This is a genomic window from Thermaerobacter sp. FW80, from assembly GCF_004634385.1.
Taxonomy (GTDB): Bacteria; Bacillota; Sulfobacillia; order Thermaerobacterales; family Thermaerobacteraceae; genus Thermaerobacter; species Thermaerobacter composti.
The window spans coordinates 2,729,309-2,749,296 of the sequence record NZ_CP037895.1 but is presented as its reverse complement, the minus strand read 5'-3'; the positions used below and the strand labels follow the sequence as shown (position 1 = coordinate 2,749,296).

The 19,988-nt window shown below is 67.6% G+C and carries 14 protein-coding genes and 2 CRISPR repeat arrays (1 of these 16 cut by a window edge); of the genes, 13 read left to right on the top strand and 1 reads right to left on the bottom strand.

Annotated features, from left to right (window positions below):
* Positions 1-568 precede the first annotated feature (568 nt).
* Positions 569-1,933 (bottom strand): FAD-binding oxidoreductase, encoded by a 1,365-nt coding sequence (locus E1B22_RS11355; protein WP_243123885.1) that lies wholly within the window; start codon positions 1,931-1,933, stop codon positions 569-571.
* A 267-nt stretch (positions 1,934-2,200) separates the two neighbouring features.
* On the opposite strand from E1B22_RS11355, the gene E1B22_RS11350 reads away from it, so the two are divergent.
* The 13 genes from E1B22_RS11350 to E1B22_RS11290 all read left to right on the top strand — a co-directional run bounded on the left by E1B22_RS11350 (position 2,201) and on the right by E1B22_RS11290 (position 18,419).
* The gene (locus E1B22_RS11350) at positions 2,201-3,079 is read left to right on the top strand and encodes a basic amino acid ABC transporter substrate-binding protein (RefSeq protein WP_243123401.1); all 879 of its coding nucleotides are present in this window, start codon (positions 2,201-2,203) and stop codon (positions 3,077-3,079) included.
* 136 nt (positions 3,080-3,215) lie between these two features.
* Entirely contained in the window at positions 3,216-3,893 is a 678-nt protein-coding gene (locus E1B22_RS11345; RefSeq protein ID WP_135225735.1) for an amino acid ABC transporter permease, read from the top strand.
* Positions 3,886-4,665, top strand: a complete 780-nt coding sequence (locus E1B22_RS11340) for an amino acid ABC transporter ATP-binding protein (protein WP_305791201.1) — start codon at positions 3,886-3,888, stop codon at positions 4,663-4,665. The genes E1B22_RS11345 and E1B22_RS11340 overlap by 8 nt, the downstream gene beginning before the upstream one ends.
* A 295-nt stretch (positions 4,666-4,960) precedes the next feature.
* Complete coding sequence (locus E1B22_RS11335) at positions 4,961-6,721, top strand: Sapep family Mn(2+)-dependent dipeptidase (protein ID WP_243123400.1); 1,761 nt, start codon at positions 4,961-4,963, stop codon at positions 6,719-6,721.
* A 99-nt stretch (positions 6,722-6,820) separates the two neighbouring features.
* Positions 6,821-7,876 carry a YafY family protein gene (locus E1B22_RS11330; protein ID WP_243123399.1) on the top strand — a complete coding sequence of 352 codons (1,056 nt, stop codon included), beginning with the start codon at positions 6,821-6,823 and terminating at the stop codon, positions 7,874-7,876.
* Positions 7,877-8,166: 290 nt separating this feature from the next.
* Positions 8,167-10,347 (top strand): CRISPR-associated helicase Cas3', encoded by a 2,181-nt coding sequence (gene cas3 / locus E1B22_RS11325; protein WP_135225732.1) that lies wholly within the window; start codon positions 8,167-8,169, stop codon positions 10,345-10,347.
* Between the two features lie 13 nt (positions 10,348-10,360).
* Positions 10,361-11,050 (top strand): type I-C CRISPR-associated protein Cas5c, encoded by a 690-nt coding sequence (cas5c, locus tag E1B22_RS11320; protein ID WP_135225731.1) that lies wholly within the window; start codon positions 10,361-10,363, stop codon positions 11,048-11,050.
* Complete coding sequence (cas8c, locus tag E1B22_RS11315) at positions 11,043-12,866, top strand: type I-C CRISPR-associated protein Cas8c/Csd1 (RefSeq protein WP_135225730.1); 1,824 nt, start codon at positions 11,043-11,045, stop codon at positions 12,864-12,866. The genes cas5c and cas8c overlap by 8 nt, the downstream gene beginning before the upstream one ends.
* 2 nt (positions 12,867-12,868) lie before the next feature.
* Positions 12,869-13,783, top strand: a complete 915-nt coding sequence (gene cas7c, locus E1B22_RS11310) for a type I-C CRISPR-associated protein Cas7/Csd2 (RefSeq protein WP_135225729.1) — start codon at positions 12,869-12,871, stop codon at positions 13,781-13,783.
* Positions 13,784-13,847: 64 nt separating this feature from the next.
* Entirely contained in the window at positions 13,848-14,486 is a 639-nt protein-coding gene (gene cas4, locus E1B22_RS11305) for a CRISPR-associated protein Cas4 (RefSeq protein WP_371413473.1), read from the top strand.
* Complete coding sequence (cas1c, locus tag E1B22_RS11300; RefSeq protein ID WP_135225727.1) at positions 14,483-15,502, top strand: type I-C CRISPR-associated endonuclease Cas1c; 1,020 nt, start codon at positions 14,483-14,485, stop codon at positions 15,500-15,502. The genes cas4 and cas1c overlap by 4 nt, the downstream gene beginning before the upstream one ends.
* An 11-nt stretch (positions 15,503-15,513) precedes the next feature.
* The gene (gene cas2, locus E1B22_RS11295) at positions 15,514-15,816 is read left to right on the top strand and encodes a CRISPR-associated endonuclease Cas2 (RefSeq protein ID WP_243123397.1); all 303 of its coding nucleotides are present in this window, start codon (positions 15,514-15,516) and stop codon (positions 15,814-15,816) included.
* Between the two features lie 234 nt (positions 15,817-16,050).
* Positions 16,051-17,024: a CRISPR direct-repeat array (repeat unit 37 nt; unit sequence GTCACACCCGGCCGAAAGGCCGGGTGAGGATTGAAAC).
* 165 nt (positions 17,025-17,189) lie between these two features.
* On the top strand, positions 17,190-18,419 hold the full coding sequence (locus E1B22_RS11290) for an IS256 family transposase (protein WP_135224084.1): 1,230 nt from the start codon (positions 17,190-17,192) through the stop codon (positions 18,417-18,419).
* A 64-nt stretch (positions 18,420-18,483) separates the two neighbouring features.
* A CRISPR array of direct repeats spans positions 18,484-19,988; the repeat unit is 24 nt; unit sequence GTCACACCCGGCCGAAAGGCCGGG (it continues 3,677 nt past the right edge of the window).

Sequence of the window (19,988 nt, the reverse complement as noted above, 5' to 3'; positions counted from 1 at the left end):
CTCGTGCCCGTCTCCTGGCGCCACGGTTGGGCACCGCCATGAGGCCGGTCCACCGGCGCGGCCCTGCGCCCGCCGGTCCCGGTGGGCCTCGAGCGGGTGAGGCAGCTCGTGGAGGCGGCGGAATCCAGGGCCGCCTTGAACCCGCCGGCCCACGGGCGACGCGTTGGCGAAGTACCGCGCCGCGTGCTGTTCGGCCGCCAGCGCCGCGGGCCGCACGCACCGTCCCGCCGGTCCCCTTGAGCCGCGCCGGACCGCCCCGACGGCCCCCAGGGGCGCGGCGGCCGGCGAGGGGCGTGCCGCGCCCGTCGCCGGCCGCCACCGCGACACGCTGGCCCGTCTCCGCCGAGGCGCCGCAGCACGCGGGGGTCCGTCCCGGGTCCATGGCAACGGGGTGGCCCGGGTGGCCCCCGGTGCCGGGCCGGGGAGGCCTGGCTCGGTGCGGCACCGACGGATGGCGGCGGGGCTGCCCGGGTGTTCCGCGGTGCTGGCGGCGGGATCGGGGAACGCGGCCGGGGAGCGCGCCCCGGCCGCTGCGCTGGTCTCGGTTCCGCGTCCACCGTCTGGCGCGTCAGTCCGCGTCCACCGTATTGAATCCCTGGCCGATGGGGAAGTCCACGAAGCCGTCGAACCGGTCCGCCCGCAGCGACTTGATGCCGGCGACGGGCTCGCCGCCCAGCGCCGGTTCCTCCCCCAGGACAAACGCGGCCACCAGCTCGCCCACGGCCGGCGCCCGCATGACGCCGAACCCGTTGAACCCCACCGCCAGGTGCAAGCCGGCGATGCCCCCGTAGGGACCGAGGAGCGGCCGCCGATCCGGGGTGGCGTCGCAGAGGTGGGCCCAGCCGCCCACCGCCTCCGCGCCGCGGGCCGCGGGCATCCGGTGTTCGAGCCGCCGGCGGCTGGCCTCGAGGAACTCCGGGTCGGGGTCGCGGCGGAAGGCGTCGGGGTCTTCCTCCACCAGCCCGGTGCCGTCGCCCACCGCCAGCAGGCCCTGGCGGGGCAACCAGTAGTACGCCCCCGTCACGTCGTGCAGCGGCGGGACGTCGTCGGGATCGATCCCCTCCGGCAGCGCCCAGAGGGAGAGCTGGGTGCGGTAGGGCTTGATGGGGGCGTCCAGGCCCGCCGTCCGCAGCAGCGATCGCGTCCAGACGCCCGCGGCGACCACCACCACGTCGGCGGCCACCGGCCCCTCGGCGGTGCGGACGCCGGCCACCGCCGGGCCGCCGGGCCCGCGCCCGGTGGCGAGCTCCCGCACCGGGCTGCCCTCCAGGACCTTGACCTCCCGCTGTCGCAGCCGGCGGGCGAGGAGCTGCGCCCCATCGCCCGGGAGCAACGCGCCGTCGTGGGGGAGGAACCAGGCAGCCGCGATGTCGTCCCAGTTCCACGCGGGCACGGCGGCGATCCCCGCGGCCGGGTCCACCGCCTCCACGGCGACCCCGACCGCGCGGAGCATGGCGACGCGGCTGGTGAGGCGCCGGATCACCTCCTCCGTCGCGGGGGCGGTGCGGCCCTGGGGGGCATCGCCGACGGCCCCCGTCGGGGGCAGGCCGCCGCCGGCGGCTTGTCGGGCGGCGTCGCCGCCCTGGCCGGGATCTCGGGGGCCGACCCGGGCGCCCTCCCCGTCCCCGTCGGCCGAGGCTGCGGCAGCCCCCGGGTCCGTCGGCGCCCCGACCACCACGTACGATCCCGTGACGCGGAAGAAGGACCCGCCCAGCTCCGCCTGCTGGCTGGCGTACAGTTCGGCGCTCCGCCGCACCAGGCGGGCGTCCAGCGGGTTCCACGTGAAGTGGGAGAGCAGGCCGGCGCCGTGGGCGGTGGCGCCGCGCCCCGCGGCACCGCGGTCGATCACCGCCAGGCGCCGAATGCCCGCCTCGCGGAGGTGCCAGGCCACCTCGAGCCCGACGATGCCTGCGCCGACCACCACGATCTCCACCTGCAACGGACATGCCTCCTCGGAACGGCGGGCTCCGGCCCGGCATGCGCCCCGGAGGCGAACGGAGCCGCCGGGTCGGGTCGCGGTGTTATTCGGCCGGGCGGGCGGCGTTCCCTCTGGGGGTGGCAGCGCGATGCTCCCTCCGGGCAGGGGCTCCCTCAAGGAGTTGACGGACGAACCGCGAATTCTTATTTTCAAACGCGAATTCTTATTTTCAAACATGTTAGCTGCATTTTTATGCGTTTCGACTGAGAAAGGTGGGAGAACGTGTTGACAGCGTGGCGTAGGAAGGGACTTGGCCGTCGCGGCTGGGTGGCGCTGGCCCTGCTGGCCGTCCTGCTGATCGCGGCCGGCTGCGGCGGGGCCGGGCAGCCGGCGGCCGGCACGGGGGGCGGCGACGGCGCCGGCAGCGACGCCGGCGATGCCGCCGGCGGGGACGGCGAGGCGTCGCTGCTCGACGAGATCAAGGCCCGGGGGTACATGGTCTTCGCCACCGACGGCGCCTACCCGCCCATGGAGTTCCCCAACCCGGAGAACCCCAGCGAGCTGATCGGGTTCGACATCGACCTGGGGAAGGCCATCGCCGAGAAGCTGGGCGTGGAGTACCGGGTCGAGGTGGCGGAGTGGGAGGGCCTGCTGGGCGGACTCGAGGCGCGGCGCTTCGACGCGGTGATGAGCTCCATGAACATCACCTTGGAGCGCCAGAAGAGCGCCGACTTCGTCCAGTACCTGGAGATGGGGCAGATGATCGTGGTCCCCAAGGGCAACCCCGATGGCATCCAGTCGCTGGATGACCTGAAGGGCAAGGTTATCGCCGTCCAGATCGGCACCACCAACGAACAGGTCGCCCGGGGCATCGAGGGCGCCACGGTCAAGACCTTCCAGAACTTCCCCGACGCCCTCCAGGAGGTGGCGGCGGGCCGGGCCGACGCGACCATCCTGGACGAGCCGGTGGCCCGGTACTACGCCAACATCGAGGGCGACAAGTACGAGTACGTGGGGGTTCCCTTCGAGACCGCACCCGTCGGCATCGCCGTGCCCAAGGGCGAGGACGAGCTGGTCCAGGCCATCCAGCAGGCCCTGGACGAGTTGAAGCAGGACGGCACCTACGACCGGATCTACGCCAAGTGGTTCGGGGGCCAGTGATCCGGGCCCAGGCCGGCCCGCGAGCCCAGCCGAGGCGGCGGCTGGACCAGTGGGACGAGGCCCCGTTCCCACGCCGGCGCGCGCATTCCGCGGCGCCGGCGTGCGGTTTCGGGCGCCGGGGAAGGACGGGGGCACGATGCCGCAAGAGGGACTGGTGGATCTCGGCTTCTGGGGCGCGATCCAGCGGGTCACGCCCATCTACGTCCAGGGCGCCCTGACCACCCTCCAGCTCACGGCGGTGGCCATCGTGCTGGGCTTGGTGGTCGGGCTGGTCGTCGCCCTGATGAAGCTCTCGCGCGTCGGGATCCTGCGCCGCGCGGGGTCGTTCTACACCTGGGTCATCCGCGGGACGCCGCTCTTGGTGCAGATCTACATCATCTACTTCGGCCTGACCCAGTACGACGTGGTGCTGGACCCCTTCCCGGCGGCGGTGCTGGCCCTGACCATCAACTCCGGGGCGTACCTGGCGGAGATCATCCGGGCGGGCATCGAATCCATCCCCAAGGGGCAGATGGAGGCGGCCCGCTCCCTGGGCATGAGCTACGGCCAGGCCATGCGCCGGGTCATCCTGCCCCAGGCCTACCGGCGGATGATCCCGCCCATGGTCAACGAGTTCGTCACGCTGCTCAAGGACTCGTCGCTGGTGTCCATCATCAGCATGGAGGAGCTGATGCTCTATTCCCGCCAGCTGGCCAACGCCACCGCCCGGGGCATGTGGTTCTTCGGCTACGCCGCCTTCTACTACCTGGTGATGACGACGCTGTTCACCACCCTGGGCGCGTGGCTGGAAAGGAAGCTGAAGGACTATGAGTGAGACGCCCATGATCGAGTTCCGCGGCGTGAACAAGTGGTTCGGCGACCTGCACGTGCTCAAGGACATCAACCTGACCATCCGCCGCGGCGAGGTGGTGGTGATCGCGGGCCCCAGCGGCAGCGGCAAGTCCACCCTCCTGCGCACCATCAACTACCTGGAGCCGGTGCAGGAGGGGGAGATCCTGGTGGACGGCCAGCCCATCGGCCGGCGTCGCCAGGGCAACCGCTGGGTGGAGGAGTCCGCCGCCGAGCTCAACCGCAAGCGCCAGGAGATCGGCATGGTCTTCCAGCAGTACAACCTCTTCCCCCACATGACGGCGCTGGAGAACGTCATGGAGGGGCTGGTCACCGTGCGGCGGATGCCGCGGGCCGAGGCGGAGCGCATCGCCCGGGAGATGCTCGCCCGGGTCGGTCTGGCCGATCGCATGCATCACCGGCCCTCCAGGCTCTCGGGCGGGCAGCAGCAGCGGGTGGCCATCGCCCGGGCGCTGGCCATGCGGCCCAAGGTGATCCTGTTCGACGAGCCCACCTCGGCCCTGGACCCCGAGCTGACCGGCGAGGTGCTCAACGTGATGCTCGACGTGGCCCGGCAGGGGTATACCATGGTGGTGGTCACTCACGAGATGGGCTTCGCCCGCGAGGTGGCCGATCGCATCGTGTTCATGGACGAGGGGCGCATCCTGGTGGACGCCCCGCCCGACTGGTTCTTCCGGGACCCGGGCCACCCGCGGGCGCGGGACTTCCTCGGTCGCGTGCTCTGGCACGCGGGGTAGCGGCGGGGGACGGGCCGCGCGGGGCAGCGGGTGCCGCGGGCCCGGAACGGGGTCTGAGGCCCCGGCCTCCGACCGCCCGGGATGCGGTCCCGGCGACCGTGGGTCCCACGACCCGGCTTCGGCGAAGGGGAGTGCGACGGTGGCAGGCGAAGGCGACACCCGTGCCAAGGACCATCGCAACAGGGCCGGCGAGGATGCCGGGGGCGGGGGCAGCACCCGGCAAGGCGCCGCCGCGGACCAAGGCGGCGCCGGTCCAGGCGGCGGGGCCGGCCGCGACGCCGATGAGGCGCGCTTCGTGGCCCAGCTCGACCGGTGGCTCCAGGACCATCGCCAGGAGATGGTGGCGGCCGTCCAGGCCCTCTGCCGCATCCGCAGCGTGCAGGACGAACCGGCCCCGGGTCAGCCTTTCGGGCCCGGCGTGGCGGAGGCCCTGGAGTGGGTCCGCCGCCGGGCGGAGGCCCTGGGCTTCCGCACCCGCAACGTGGACGGCTACGCCATCGACGCCGAGATCGGCGAGGGGGACGAGTGGATCGCCATCCTCGCCCACGTGGACGTGGTGCCGGAGGGGAGCGGCTGGACCCACCCGCCCTATGCGGCGGAGATCCACGACGGCAAGATCTACGCCCGCGGCGCGGTGGACGACAAGGGGCCGACCGTGGCCGCCCTGTACGCCATGAAGGCCGTGGCCGACCTGGCCCTGGCCGCCGGGCGCCGCCCGGCGCGGCGCGCTCGCCTGGTGGTCGGCGGCAACGAGGAGTCGGGCTTCGAGTGCGTCAAGTACTACTTCGCCCGCGAGTCCCAGCCCGCCCTGGGCTTCAGCCCCGACGCCATGTTCCCCCTGGTCCACGCGGAGAAGGGCATCTGGACCTTCCGGCTGAGCTTGGAGCTGCCCGGCGGGGGCGCGGATTCCCTGGACGAACCGGCCGACGGGGCGGCTGGTGCCCTGGAGGAGGCCGCCTCCGGTCGCGCTGCGTCGGCGGGAGCCCCGGCCAGGGTAGCCCCCGGCGTCCCTGCCGCCGAGGGCGCCACGGACAGCGGCGCCGGCGGTGAGAGCGGGCGTGGCGGCATCCCGCGTGCGGGCCGGGAGGCGGAGGGAGCGGCCGATGGGCCGGGGGCCGGGGCGGCCCCGCGGCCCCGGTGGAGGGCCCGGCTGGTCCGGCTCGAGGGCGGAACGCGGGTGAACGTGGTCCCCGAACACGCCGTGGCCGAGCTGGTCGTCGCAGGCCCCGGGGCGCCTTCCCTGGAAGAGCTGGCCCGCCGCCTGCAGGATGGCGGCGGACCGGGGCGCGCCCGGATCGAGGCGCGGGTCGCCGACGATCGCCTGGTGGTCGAGGCGCGCGGGGCGGCGGCCCATGCGATGCACCCGGAGAAGGGCATCAACGCCGTGGCCGGGCTGCTGGGGGCGTTGGTGCGGGTGCTGGGGCCGGCGCTGCCGCGTTCGTCCGACCTCGGATTCCTGGCGGAGGCCGGTGCCCGGACCGACGGCTCCGGATTCGGCATCGCCGTCACCGACGCCGTCTCGGGACCGCTGACCGTCAACCTGGGGATCGTGCGCCTGGTGGGCGCGGACGATCGGGCGGCGGCCGGCTCGTCCCCCGCGCCCGGGTCCGAGGCGTCGGCGGCCGAGGGCGCGTCGTCCCGGGCGAGGGGCGGCGGGGCGGTGATCTACGCCGACTGCAACGTTCGCTACCCCGTCACCGCCTCCGCGGCCCAGCTGCTCCAGCGGCTCACGGCCACCCTGGCCGACAGCGGGTGGCGGGTGGAATCCCGCGAGGACATGCCGCCCCACCACGTGCCGGAGCACAGCGAGATCGTGCAGCAGCTGCTGGCCGTGTACCGCGACGAGACGGGCGACCGCGACGCCCGCCCCCTGGCCATCGGCGGGGGCACCTACGCCCGCGTGCTGCGCAACGGCGTCGCCTTCGGCCCGCTGTTCCCCGGCCAGCGCGAGCTGGCCCACGAGCCCGACGAGCACTGGAGCATCGACGACCTGATGCGGTGCACCCGCATCTACGCGCGGGCCCTCTATCGCCTGATGTTCGCCCCCGGGCAGTGAGACGGGCGATCGAAGCCGAGTTCGGCAGGAAAACGCCCCCATCCCTTGGAACTTCCGAATCCCGATGGGGAGTCCTGGGATCGGGGGGATCGAGGGACCATGCAGCGGTCCCGGCTGTTCCGGTTGATGTACATCGTCCGTGAGGTGAAGCAGGGGCGTTATCCCAACGCCCACACCCTCTCCCGCGACCTGGAGGTGAGCGCCCGGACCATCCACCGCGACCTGGAGCTGCTGCGCGACGACTTCTGCGCGCCCCTGGAGTTCGACCGGCGGCGGAAGGGGTTCTACCTGACCGATCCCGAGTGGACGCCGGCCTTCGCCGCGCGGGACATGCGCCTCGGCGCCGGCGAGGCGTTGGCCTTGGTGCTGGGGCTGCAAGCGCTGGAGTCGGTGCGCGCCCACGGGCTCGAGGAGCCGTTTCAGGCCCTCCTCGAGAAGCTTCCCCACCTCCTGCCCGAGCAGGTGACCGTCGATCTGGCCTCCCTGACGAGCCAGGTGTCCTTCTTCTTCGAGCCCGCCCGCGGGGATCCCCGCGCGGTCGGCCGGCGCCTGAACCGCCTGCGGGAGGCCATCGGGGCCCGCCGCGTGGTCCGACTGCGCTACTACACCGCCTCCCGCGACCAGGAGACGGTGCGCCTGGTCGAGCCCTACCACCTGCGCTACTACGACGGGGCGTGGTACGTGGCGGGCTACTGCCGGTGGCGGCGCGCCGTCCGGACCTTTGCGGTGGACCGCATCCGCGAGCTCGAGGTCCTCGAGGAGACCTTCCCTCCCCCGACCCCCGACCGCTTCTCCCCCGAGACGTACTTCGGCGAGGCATGGCGGCTGCAGCGGGGCGCCGAGCGGCAGCAGGTGGTGGTGCGGTTCCGACCCGAGCAGGCCCGCTACATGCGGGGCCGCATCTGGCATCCCAGCCAGGAGTCCCGGGACGAGCCGGACGGGTCGCTGGTCCTCTCCTTCCGCGTCCTGGGGACCGACGAGATCATGCGCTGGCTGCTCCAGTTCGGCGCGAGCGCCCAGGTGCTCGCGCCGCCCTCGCTGCGGGAGGCCATCGCCGCCGAAGCCGAGGCGATGCTGGCGGAGTACCGGGTCCCCGGAGACGGTCGCGCGCACCCCGAGCCCGAGGGCGGGCAGCGCCTGGGCGAGGGTCGGTGACGGATCGGGCGCGGTGGTTGCTTCGCCGCCTGTCGGGTCTCGATCGCGGCGGCACCCGTCCCGGGTCGGTGGCGGTTCGGCGCCAGCGGTCGCGGGGGCACGATGACGTCCTCTGACAGGGTGCCCGGGCTACGGTTGGAGTGGGATCGCACGTGAGACGGCGGTGGACATCACGGAGTGATGAGCGGGGCGATGGGGTCATCGCGGTGACCCGGGTGCAGGTTCAATAGCCCTGGCCAGATGCCCGACTCACAGCGAGCCGCGGGGTGCCGGTTGGGGGGTGGTGGTCGATGGGGGAGACGAGGGATTTTTATGCCCATTCCCCTGGCCCTTCGGGTCGCTGGCATCCGCTGGTGGAGCATCTGGTGGCCGTCGCAGAGATGGCTCGTTCCTTTGCCGATGCCTTCGGAATGGGCGATCTGGCGTACCTCGTCGGGTTGCTACATGATCTCGGCAAGTTCAACCCCGAGTTCCAACGGTATCTCCGAGACGCCCAGGCGGGGAGGCCTGCTTCGCCCGTGCCCCATGCCGTCTGGGGAGCCTGCCTGCTCTATGGTCTAGCCCGCGTCCGCGGCACGGACGTTTGGAAGGAGCTCGCACTCCCCATTCTCGGTCATCACGCCGGTCTGGAGGACGCGGGTGTCGCGGCTACCAAGCTCAACGCGTTCTGGCAGGAGCGGGGACATGAGGTGGTCGAGGCTCAGAACCGTCTTGTTGCGGCTGGCGTTCGGTTGCCCACGCTCCGGGTGCGGGCCTTCGCGAGCCCGACGCAACGGGAGTTCGTCATCCGCATGGTTTTCTCGGCTCTGGTGGACGCGGACTACTTGGATACCGAACGGCACTTTGCGCCGGAGCAGGCCAGGTTACGCGGTCGCGGCCCTTCCCTCGACGTGCTGTGGCAGCGGCTCGAGGCCGCCCAGCGAGAGATCCTTGACGATTCAACGGTGGTGAATCGGGTCCGCCGGGAGGTTTACGAAGCCTGTGTGCGGGCGGCATCGGGTCCGCCGGGGGTGTATCGGTTGACAGTACCCACGGGTGGTGGCAAGACGCGCAGTGGCCTTGCGTTTGCCCTCCGGCACGCGCTGGCCCACGGCCTGCGACGGGTGATCGTGGCCATCCCGTATACGAGCATCATCGATCAGACGGCGCGAGTGTATCGAGAGATCCTCGGTGACGAGGCAGTGGTCGAGCACCACTCGGCCTTGGAGGTGCCGGAGGGGGACGAAGGCCAAGGCGAAGCGCAACTGCTGCAGCGGTTGGCGACCGAGAACTGGGACGCACCCATCGTCGTCACCACGACCGTTCAATTGCTGGAGAGTCTCCTTTCCAACAAACCCTCCAAGGTACGCAAGATTCATCGCCTGAGCCGAGCGGTCATTCTCCTCGATGAGGTGCAGGCGTTGCCCCCCGAGCTACTGCACCCGACCCTCGATGTGCTGGAATTGTTGGCGACGCCCGTGGAGGAGGGGGGCTTCGGTTCGACTGTGGTGCTGAGCACCGCCACCCAACCCGCGCTGGAAGCCGTATGCGGTTCCGAGCACCCGCACCTGGCCCGGGCGACGGAGATCGTCCCTGACTTCCCAAGGCATTTCGCGTTGTTGAGGCGGGTGGAGTACGAGTGGCGTCCTGACGCCATGACATGGGACGAGCTTACCGGTGAGATCGAGCGCCTGCGTCAGGTTCTGGTTGTGCTCAACAGCCGGCGGGACGCCTTCGCCCTGCTGTCCGCATTGAAAGACGTGCCCCACGTGTTTCATCTGTCGACGTTGCTTTGCGGAGCCCACCGGCGGAGGATCCTCGACGAGGTCAAGCGGCGACTCTCGGAGGGGGAGCCCGTCAGGCTGGTCAGCACGCAGGTCGTCGAGGCGGGTGTAGATCTCGATTTCCCCGTGGTCTATCGAGCCGTCGGACCGCTCGATCGGATCGTGCAGGCCGCGGGGCGGTGTAATCGCGAGGGCCGCCTGCCTTCGGGGCCGGGCCGGGTGATCGTGTTCGAGCCCTCAGGAGGCAGGACACCTTCGGGACCTTATAAGGCGGGTCTCGAGAAGGCTCGGTTGCTGCTCCGGCAGTATCCCGTGAGCCGGCTACACGATCCCGACCTATATCGCGAGTACTTCCGGCGCCTGTTCGCGGACGTCGATCTCGACAAGAAGCGGATCCAGGAGTATCGGCAAGCGCTGAACTACCCGGAGGTCGCGCAGCGCTACCGTTTGATCGAGAGCGATACCGTGCCCGTCGTCGTCCCTTACATGGATGCCGCAGCGCAGCTCGAGGAGTTCTTGGCGCGGCCCGGTTACGTCACTTGGCGTCGTCTGCAACCATATATCGTTAACCTGTTTGCGTATGAGGTGGCGACCAGGGGCGAGTGGCTCGAGAGGGTCGCCGATGGCCTGTACCTCTGGAAGGGCGCCTACGATGAACGTCTCGGCGTGGTGGAGGGTTACGCCGATCCTGCGGACCTGATCGTGTAGGAGGGGATGCCGGTTGGGTTTCACCAGCACGGTAAGGGTACGCGTGTGGGGCGAGTACGCCTGCTTCACGCGGCCCGAGTTCAAGGTCGAGCGCGTGAGTTACCCCGTCATGACCCCTAGTGCCGCGCGGGGTCTGCTCGAGGCGATCTTTTGGAAGCCGGAATTCAGGTACGAGATTCGGCGCATCGGTATCGTGAAACCGGGGACAACCATGGTCATCCTCCGCAACGAGCTGGGCAGCCGTCAGGGGACAAAGCCTTATTATGTTGAAGATCGCCGCCAGCAGCGCACTACCATGCTGTTGAAGGATGTCGAGTACCTCATCGAGGCCGACGTACGATTGCGCCCGCATGCATCGGACTCGGTGACGAAGTACGTGGAGCAGTTCAACAGGCGGGTCGAGCGCGGGCAGTACCACCACACGCCCTACCTGGGGACGCGAGAGTTCGCCGCCCACTTTGGCCCCGTTGACAAGGCAGCACCGGCCCCGTTCGACCTAGTCGTTGGTCCCATGCTGTTCGACATCGCTTTCATCGAGGATCCAACCCGGCCGGAACTTGCGTTCAAGCGTCCCGGTCGCCCGGAGCCGGTCAAGGGGTATGCCCAGGCCTTATTCTTCGACGCGCAGGTGAAGGCGGGTTGGCTGGACGTCCCGCATGAGAAGTACCTAGAACTCTACCGGTTGGAGGAAGGCCATGTTTAGGGAACTGGTCGTGTTAGGCAAGCAGTTGGAGGAACAGGGCGCTCTCCCGCCGACGGGGTTCTATGGAGACTACAGCGAACCGGTCAAATGGATTGTCCATCTCTGGCCAGACCGCGTGTATCTGGAAGCAGCTGAACTCTACCTACCACGTCCATACGCAGGCCGAACGTCCGGTATCCAGGCGCACTTGCTGGTCGACGAGGCGGCCTATGCGTTGGGCGTGAGCAAGCAGAAGGGTGGTGGTGAGGATAAGCACGTCCGGGATAAGCATACTGCCTTCCGTAAGTTGGTGGACGCGTTCCGTGCCTGGGACGGCCTACAGGACCCGGCGTTGCGGGAAACGCTTGAGTGGCTATGCCGGGCGTTGGATAACGGCCTCGTTCGTCAGGATCCGCGTTACCCGGAGATCCTCGCCAAGGACTGGGTGTCGTTCGTCCCCGAGACCGGCCCCCTGGCCGGGACGCACCTGTTCGAACACCGGGAGGCAGTGGCCTTTTGGGTGGTCGAGCTTGAGCGACGGACCGATCCGGGCGATGTCGGCAGACGGTCTCGCATATCCGGTCAATGCGCCGTCTGCGGTGAGGTGCAGCCGCTGGTAGGCAGGATCCCCCTGGGAGTCAAGCTGCCGGGGCAAAGGCCGAAACCCCTGCACTCGCTCAACGCGGACGCATTCACTTCGTTCTACGCCGGTGGCGACACGTTCAAGCGGGCGCACTTGGGTGTATGCTTCCGATGTGGCGACACTGCGGCCCGGGCCTTCAACCACCTTGTCGCCTCCGAACAGCACCACCGGACGCTCACCCGGGACGCGCAGCAAGGCGAGGGCCTGGGCAACCAGGTGGCGGTCTTCTGGGTCAAGGCACCCGCGCCCGTCGAGGTCGGCGACCGCGTGCTGGACCTCGGGGACCTGACAGCGGTCGATTGGGGTGCGGTACTGGAGGCCAGCCGTGCCCGGCAGCCGGCTCCGGAGGCGACGCCGTCCCAGCTCCTGGAGCTCCTCAGGCAGCCCTGGAAGCCATCGGACGCTGCGCTCCGGCTCGATGACTATGCGTTTTACCTCGGCGTCGTCTCCCCTAACGTGGGGCGCGTCGCTCTTCGCGAATGGATCCAGGTTTCTCTGGTAGCGTTCAAGGAACACCTGCGCCGCTTTCTGGAGGCTGTCCGCATTGTCTCGCCCTTCGGTGACCCGCCCCGACCCCTGTCCATCGGCAGCCTCATCGGCGGCTTGGGCACGGACAACCCGAACGTGGGGCGCGGTCTGTTGCGTACGGCCTTCACCGGGGCACGGCCCCCCACGGTCCTGTTGGCGCTGGGCGTCGCCGTCCTGCGCAACCCCCGCATTCTGCAGGATCCGGGTGACGCCTGGCGCTTGCACGCGGCGGCGAGCGCGGTCAAACTCAGCCTGTGGCATGGAAAGGAGGAGGTCGAGCGGATGAGCACGCTCGATACCACCTTCAGAAGCGCGGCCTACCTGTGCGGCCGGCTCCTGGCCATTCTCGAAGAGGCCCAGCTCCGGGCTGCCAACTTCAATCTGAACCGCACGCTGGTTGAACGGTTCTATGGAGCGGCCTCTACGGCTCCAGCGGCGACCTTTGGGGGGCTGATCCGATTGGCAACGACCGCACACTTGCCGGAAACAGGCAAGGAGCTCAACCAACTGGTGGAAGAGGTGATGTCCTGCCTCGACGAAGCGGGTGGCTTCCCGCGCACATTGAGCCTTGCGGAACAGGCGGAGTTCGGGTTGGGCTTCTACCACCAACGCGCGGCCTTCAGGGCCGAGCGCCGCAGGAACAGGGACGAAGGGGGTACGGAGTGACCATGGTGTACACCGACCCGACGAAGCGGCACGAATTCGTCTTGTTGTTTGATGCAAAGAACAGCAATCCCAATGGTGATCCCGACGCCGGCAACATGCCCCGGGTCGACCCAGAGACCATGCACGGACTGGTCACAGATGTCGCGCTAAAGCGAAAAATAAGGGACTACCTGCAGTTGACGCGCCTGTCCAATGACAGAGAGGCGCAATCCGGGTTCGATATATTTATCCAAAGCAGGACCCCACTTAATATGCTTATTCAAGATGCTGGAAAAGCCGTCGGTGTCGTGGAGAGCAAGACGGAGAACGAAAAGGTTCGCAAGGAGCTTTGTCACCGATATTACGATATCCGCATGTTTGGTGCGGTGCTATCCACGGGTACATTGAATGCAGGGCAGGTACGTGGACCCGTCCAGATCACCTTCGCTCGGTCGATCGACCCTGTATTGCCGCTGGATCTTGCGATTACACGGCAAGCTATCACGAGCGAGCAGCGTAGGGAAGCTAGGGAAACGAGGAGTGCCAAAGCAGGCCGAGCACTTACCACTACAACGGAGATGGGCCGGAAGCCCATCATTCCATACGGCCTGTATAGAGCCCATGGATATTTCAACCCGTATCTTGCCACGCAGACGGGTGTGAGCCAGGAGGATCTCGAGGTACTGTGGGAGGCGCTGCAGAACCTGTTCGAGTTCGACCGCTCGGCGGCCCGTGGGGAGATGCATGTCCGCGGCCTGATCGTCTTCACCCATGACAACCCCAAGGGAAATGCGCCGGCACACAAGCTATTTGACCTTGTGACGGTCAGGCGGCGTGACGGGGTGTCGGTGCCCCGAGGGTACCACGATTATGCGGTGGTCATCCAACGCGACGACCTGCCCCCGGGGGTCACTCTGAGCGTGTTGGTGGAGCCGTAGGCATTCCCAGGCTGGGGGCGCAACCTCGGCTCACCGGAGTGGCGCCCCCAGCCTCTTCTGCCCAGTGAGAGGGGAGAAGCGGGTGCATTCAGGAACCGTCTCGGATGACGAGCCAGTGCCTGTCAGCGCCCTACAGCACTACGTGTACTGCCCCCGGCAGTGTGCCCTGATCCACGTCGAGCGCGCCTGGGGGGAGAATGTCTTCACACTGCGTGGTCGGCGTGTGCACGAGCGTGCCGATACACCCGGGACGATGGTTCGCGAGGGAGTGCGGGTGGAGCGGGCCTTGCCGATCTGGTCGGAGAGGCTTGGCCTGATCGGGCAGGCTGACGTCGTCGAGTTTCTCCCCGACGGCACGCCGTTTCCGGTTGAGTACAAATCGGGTCCCCGATTGGCTCGCCGGGCCGACGAGGTGCAACTTTGCGCTCAAGCCATCTGCTTGGAGGAGATGTTTGGACGACCCGTACCCCGTGGCGCCCTGTACTACCATGGCGGCAGGAGACGACGAGAAATCGCGTTCACCCCGTCCCTGCGCGAGGAGGTGGAGCGGGTGACGCAGCAGGTTCGACTACTGTTGCGGCAGCAGCGGCTTCCGGCACCGGCCGCAGACCGCCGTTGCCGCCACTGCTCACTCTTGGATGTGTGCCTTCCATTTGCTATACGTCGCTCTATCGCCGGGGATTATGGGAGCGAGTCCATGTGACCCACGTGATCCTCAACACGCTCTACGTCCAAACCCAAGGTGCGTATATCCACCTTTATCAGGATACGGTCCGGGTGGAGGTTGAAGAAGAGGTCAGGCTGCAGGTGCCCTTGCACCATCTTGGGGGCGTAGTGGTGTTTGGCAATGTCTTGGTGAGTCCTTATCTCATTCAACGATTTGCGGAAGATGGCCGGTTTATCGTGTGGTTTTCGGCATCGGGACGATTCGTGGGCCGCCTCCAGGGCCCAACGTCGGGCAACGTACTATTGCGCCGCGCGCAGCACGAGGTGTTGAGCGATCCTGGCCGCACCTTGCATCTTGCCCGGTGTATCGTATCGGGCAAACTTAAAAATTCACGTCAGGTCCTGCTTCGGGGGCTGCGTGACCTTCAGGGCTCTGTACCAGCGATCGAGGAGGCGGCGGACAACCTGCAAGTCCTTGTTAACGAAGTCCAACGGGCATCGTCACTGGATGGGGTGCGGGGTGTGGAGGGGCGTGGTGCGCATATCTACTTCACTGCACTCGGACACCTGATTCGTGGCGATTTCGTCTGGACGGCGCGCAGCCGGCGTCCACCCCGCGACCCGATCAATGCACTCCTCTCCTTTGCCTACGCGTTGCTCGTCAGTGACTGTGTCGCGGCCTGCGAGGGTGCGGGACTAGATCCCCAGGTTGGCTATCTGCATGCCCTCCGGCCGGGCCGTCCGTCACTCGCACTTGATCTTGCGGAAGAGTTCCGAAGTGTGCTCGCCGATCGCTTGGTTCTGAGTCTGGTCAACCGTCGTCAGGTTCAGCCGGGGGACTTCGACGTTCGGCCGGGTGGTGCTGTCGTCCTCAAGGATGACGCCAGGCGAGTATTCTTGGATGCGTATCAGCGACGCAAACAGGAGGAAGTCACCCATCCACTTCTAGAACAGCGCATACCCATCGGGCTCGTCCCCTATGTCCAGGCACGCTTGCTGGCGCGGTTCCTGCGCGGCGACACCCCGAAGTACGTTCCGTACAGCATTCGGTAAGGACCCTAGAGGTGAAGGATGTCGTGGACATACTGGTTGCATATGACGTGAACACAGAAACGAAAGAGGGACAACGGCGGTTGCGACGTGTGGCCCGCGTTTGTACCGGCTTTGGGCAAAGGGTCCAGAAATCCCTCTTTGAATGTCGCGTAACACAGGCCCAGTTGGAAGAACTCGAGGCAAGGCTGGTGAAGATCATCGATGGGAAGAAGGACAGCCTGCGCATTTACATTCTACCGGGGGATCGGAACCGCCTCGTAAGGGTTCACGGAATCGACCGCTACATCGATTTCGAGGATCCGCTCATTGTATAGCCATGCGGAGATCCCCGGGGCAAACAGAGTCTGGTCACCGTGGCCATGATGGGGTGCGCGAACCCCCAGTGATCACGGAAACCCCGGGAGGTTCGCGGGGCGCGAAAAGCCTTATGAAACAAGGGTTTGTGACGCGATGGTTGAGGATGGGCGCTTCCGATACAGAGATTTCAGACGGGGTTCGCGCAATTGGGTCGAGGAGTTCAAGCGCGATGGGCCTTTTCCCCCCGCGCCGTCACACCCGGCCGAAAGGCCGGGTGAGGATTGAAACTCTCGTCGCCGGGTTCCGAGCCGTCCTCGGCCACGGGCGTCACACCCGGCCGAAAGGCCGGGTGAGGATTGAAACTTGCCGAACCCTGTATGTGTCACCTGGGCCTTGCCGTCACACCCGGCCGAAAGGCCGGGTGAGGATTGAAACCCGTTGGCATCCACAAGAATGGCCTTGGTGTTGTAGGTCACACCCGGCCGAAAGGCCGGGTGAGGATTGAAACCGGTGGACGCTTGCGAGCACGTCGCATAGCGCGGCGTCACACCCGGCCGAAAGGCCGGGTGAGGATTGAAACCTGCGGCTGGCCGTGATCCGGGACCGGCGGGAGGTCACACCCGGCCGAAAGGCCGGGTGAGGATTGAAACACCACCACCCCCAGGATCGTGAGCTCTCTCCGCCGGTCACACCCGGCCGAAAGGCCGGGTGAGGATTGAAACCGAGAGCACCGGGCGCAGGCCGTCGCGGAAGCCGCGTCACACCCGGCCGAAAGGCCGGGTGAGGATTGAAACTGGCTCATACCCACACCCCCTCCGTGATGGTACAGTCACACCCGGCCGAAAGGCCGGGTGAGGATTGAAACGGGAGTTAGAACGAAAGTTGCGCGACGACTATTACCGTCACACCCGGCCGAAAGGCCGGGTGAGGATTGAAACACGGACACTACCGAGGATTGCACGCTATACGGCGCGTCACACCCGGCCGAAAGGCCGGGTGAGGATTGAAACGCAATCCCGTCCCCGTTGCTGTCGGTGTCCAGGAGTCACACCCGGCCGAAAGGCCGGGTGAGGATTGAAACCTCACGAGGCCTCACCCCGCGCCTTGCGCCAAGCCGGTCACACCCGGCCGAAAGGCCGGGTGAGGATTGAAACAGGACCGTGGTCGGCATAACGGCACCAATGTCGCGTCACACCCGGCCGAAAGGCCGGGTGAGGATTGAAACGCACTCTTCGTCGGCGGGCTCGGCAGCGCTTTCGTTAAAGTCCCGGGTAGTGGTGGACTTTCCGGCCAGGGTTTAGGCGTGGCTGGTGGCCGTTGACAGCAGCGGTCACCGGCGGCTTCCCTTCGGGTTGGACGAACCCGAGCACGAAGGGAGGTCGGACCACCGGTGACCGCTGACTTCAGGATGGCACTTCTCGAACTGCTGCGCCAGTACCAGGGCGAGCCCGAGGTCGACGCCCTGCGGGAGGGCCTGCGCTGGCTCGCCCAGCAGCTGATGGAGGTCGAGGTCAGCGAACTCATCGGCGCCCAGCGCTACGAGCGCACCCCGTCGCGCACTACCTACCGAAACGGGTACCGCCCCCGGCGCTGGGACACGCGCGTGGGCACCATCGAGCTGCAGATCCCGAAGTTACGCCGCGGCAGCTACTTCCCCAGCCTCTTGAAGCCGCGGCGGCGCGCGGAGCGGGCCTTGCTGGCCGTGGTGCAGGAGGCCTACGTGCACGGGGTGAGCACGCGCAAGGTGGACGAGCTGGTCCAGGCGCTGGGCGTCGGGGGCTTGAGCAAGAGCGAGGTCTCCCGCATCTGCGCCGAGCTGGACGAGCACATGGAGCGCTTTCGGAACCGGCCGCTGGAAGGCGAGTACCCCTACGTGTGGCTGGACGCCAAGGCGGTGAAGGTGCGGCAAGACGGACGGGTGGTGAACATGGCGGCCGTGATCGCCGTGGGTGTGCGGGAGACAGGGGAACGGGAGGTCCTGGGGTTCGACGTGGGCGCGGCCGAGACGTACGAGTTCTGGCTGGACTTCCTACGTCGCCTGGTGGCCCGGGGGCTGAAGGGCGTGCGGCTGGTGATCTCGGACGCCCACGAGGGCCTCAAGCGAGCCATCGGTGAGGTGCTGGCAGGCGCCACGTGGCAGCGGTGCCGGGTGCACTTCATGCGGAACCTGCTGGCGCGGGTGCCCAAGCACGCCCAGTCCATGGTGGCAGCGCTGGTACGGACCATCTTCGCCCAGCCGGACCGTGCCTCGGCTCGGCAGCAGCTGGAGCAGGTGGCGGCAAACTTGGAGCGGCGGTTCCCCCAGGTGGCGAGCCTGCTGCGGGAGGCCGCGGAGGAGGTTTTGGCCTACATGGACTTCCCGCCGGAGCACTGGCGGGGGATCCACTCGACGAACGTCCTGGAGCGGCTGAACCGCGAGCTGGCGCGGCGGTGCGACGTGGTGGGCATCTTCCCGAACGTGGCGGCGGTGCTGCGCCTGCTGGGTGCGCTGCTGGAGGAGCAGCAGGACGAGTGGCTGGTGCAGCGGCGGTACTTTAGCCAGGCGTCGATGGCGAAGCTCAAGGGCGGTGACGCGTTGGGGAGTGACTCGGTGAGCGCCTTGGCTGTTGCAGCGAGGTAAGCCCATGGAACCCGAGGGGGAGCCGCTTTTCCACCACTTGCCGGGACACGGCCGCGCTTTCGGCGTCACACCCGGCCGAAAGGCCGGGTGAGGATTGAAACACTTTGGGAAACGCCGCTCTGTGGCCAAATTAGGGGTCACACCCGGCCGAAAGGCCGGGTGAGGATTGAAACATCGTCTTGCGGTTGGCGTGCCGCCGTCTCCTGCCGGTCACACCCGGCCGAAAGGCCGGGTGAGGATTGAAACACCTCATCACCGGCTCGCTGTACCCTACGGGGCAGGTCGTCACACCCGGCCGAAAGGCCGGGTGAGGATTGAAACTCGTCCACCATGTACACGTCACCCTCAGCCGGGGGCGTCACACCCGGCCGAAAGGCCGGGTGAGGATTGAAACAGCCACCATTGTTTCGTCTGACATGCAACGCTCGAGTCACACCCGGCCGAAAGGCCGGGTGAGGATTGAAACTTCAGTCTCTCGAACGTGTCCGCGTCGGGATCGTCCGGTCACACCCGGCCGAAAGGCCGGGTGAGGATTGAAACCTGACCCATTCGGCCACCTTGCCCACAAGCTCAATGTCACACCCGGCCGAAAGGCCGGGTGAGGATTGAAACACCGATGGCCACGACGCGATACTCATAGGCCACGCCGTCACACCCGGCCGAAAGGCCGGGTGAGGATTGAAACTCCACCGCCCTAGGCTTGTCCAGAAACCGCACCGACGTCACACCCGGCCGAAAGGCCGGGTGAGGATTGAAACAGCCACGCCCAGCCACGGTGAGCCACGGCGGTGGAGTCACACCCGGCCGAAAGGCCGGGTGAGGATTGAAACGAGTTCGACGATCGCATCAAACTTACCGACGAAGAGGTCACACCCGGCCGAAAGGCCGGGTGAGGATTGAAACCCTGCCGTGCCGGGGGCATCGGTCAAAGGGCCGGTGCGTCACACCCGGCCGAAAGGCCGGGTGAGGATTGAAACTTGGCGTCTTGTTGGGCCCAACGAACGAGCCGCTGGTCACACCCGGCCGAAAGGCCGGGTGAGGATTGAAACTCCACCAACGAAGAGTACGATCCCGCAACCAACACGTCACACCCGGCCGAAAGGCCGGGTGAGGATTGAAACCGCCCCCCGCACAGCGACCGTGGAAGGGGGTGGTCGTCACACCCGGCCGAAAGGCCGGGTGAGGATTGAAACCGCGCCGCACGTAGGGTGGGTATCGTCGGCCCTTTGTCACACCCGGCCGAAAGGCCGGGTGAGGATTGAAACGCATCGAGGCCAAGTACGAGGGCGTCCGGGGTAACAGTCACACCCGGCCGAAAGGCCGGGTGAGGATTGAAACCCGGACCCCGCCCCCGCGATGACGACGCATGGGCCGTCACACCCGGCCGAAAGGCCGGGTGAGGATTGAAACAACCGCTGCTGGTACGCGACGGGCCGAATGTCGGGCGTCACACCCGGCCGAAAGGCCGGGTGAGGATTGAAACGCGATTCGCGACATTCGGCCCGCCGTCTGCGAGCGGGTCACACCCGGCCGAAAGGCCGGGTGAGGATTGAAACGCAAGGCCCTCTA

Coding starts and splice junctions, on each gene's coding strand:
- cas3 (WP_135225732.1), top strand. CDS start 8,167: ATGGGGGAGACGAGGGATTTTTATGCCCATTCCCCTGGCCCTTCGGGT.
- cas7c (WP_135225729.1), top strand. CDS start 12,869: ATGGTGTACACCGACCCGACGAAGCGGCACGAATTCGTCTTGTTGTTT.
- cas8c (WP_135225730.1), top strand. CDS start 11,043: ATGTTTAGGGAACTGGTCGTGTTAGGCAAGCAGTTGGAGGAACAGGGC.
- E1B22_RS11330 (WP_243123399.1), top strand. CDS start 6,821: ATGCAGCGGTCCCGGCTGTTCCGGTTGATGTACATCGTCCGTGAGGTG.
- E1B22_RS11340 (WP_305791201.1), top strand. CDS start 3,886: ATGAGTGAGACGCCCATGATCGAGTTCCGCGGCGTGAACAAGTGGTTC.
- E1B22_RS11345 (WP_135225735.1), top strand. CDS start 3,216: ATGCCGCAAGAGGGACTGGTGGATCTCGGCTTCTGGGGCGCGATCCAG.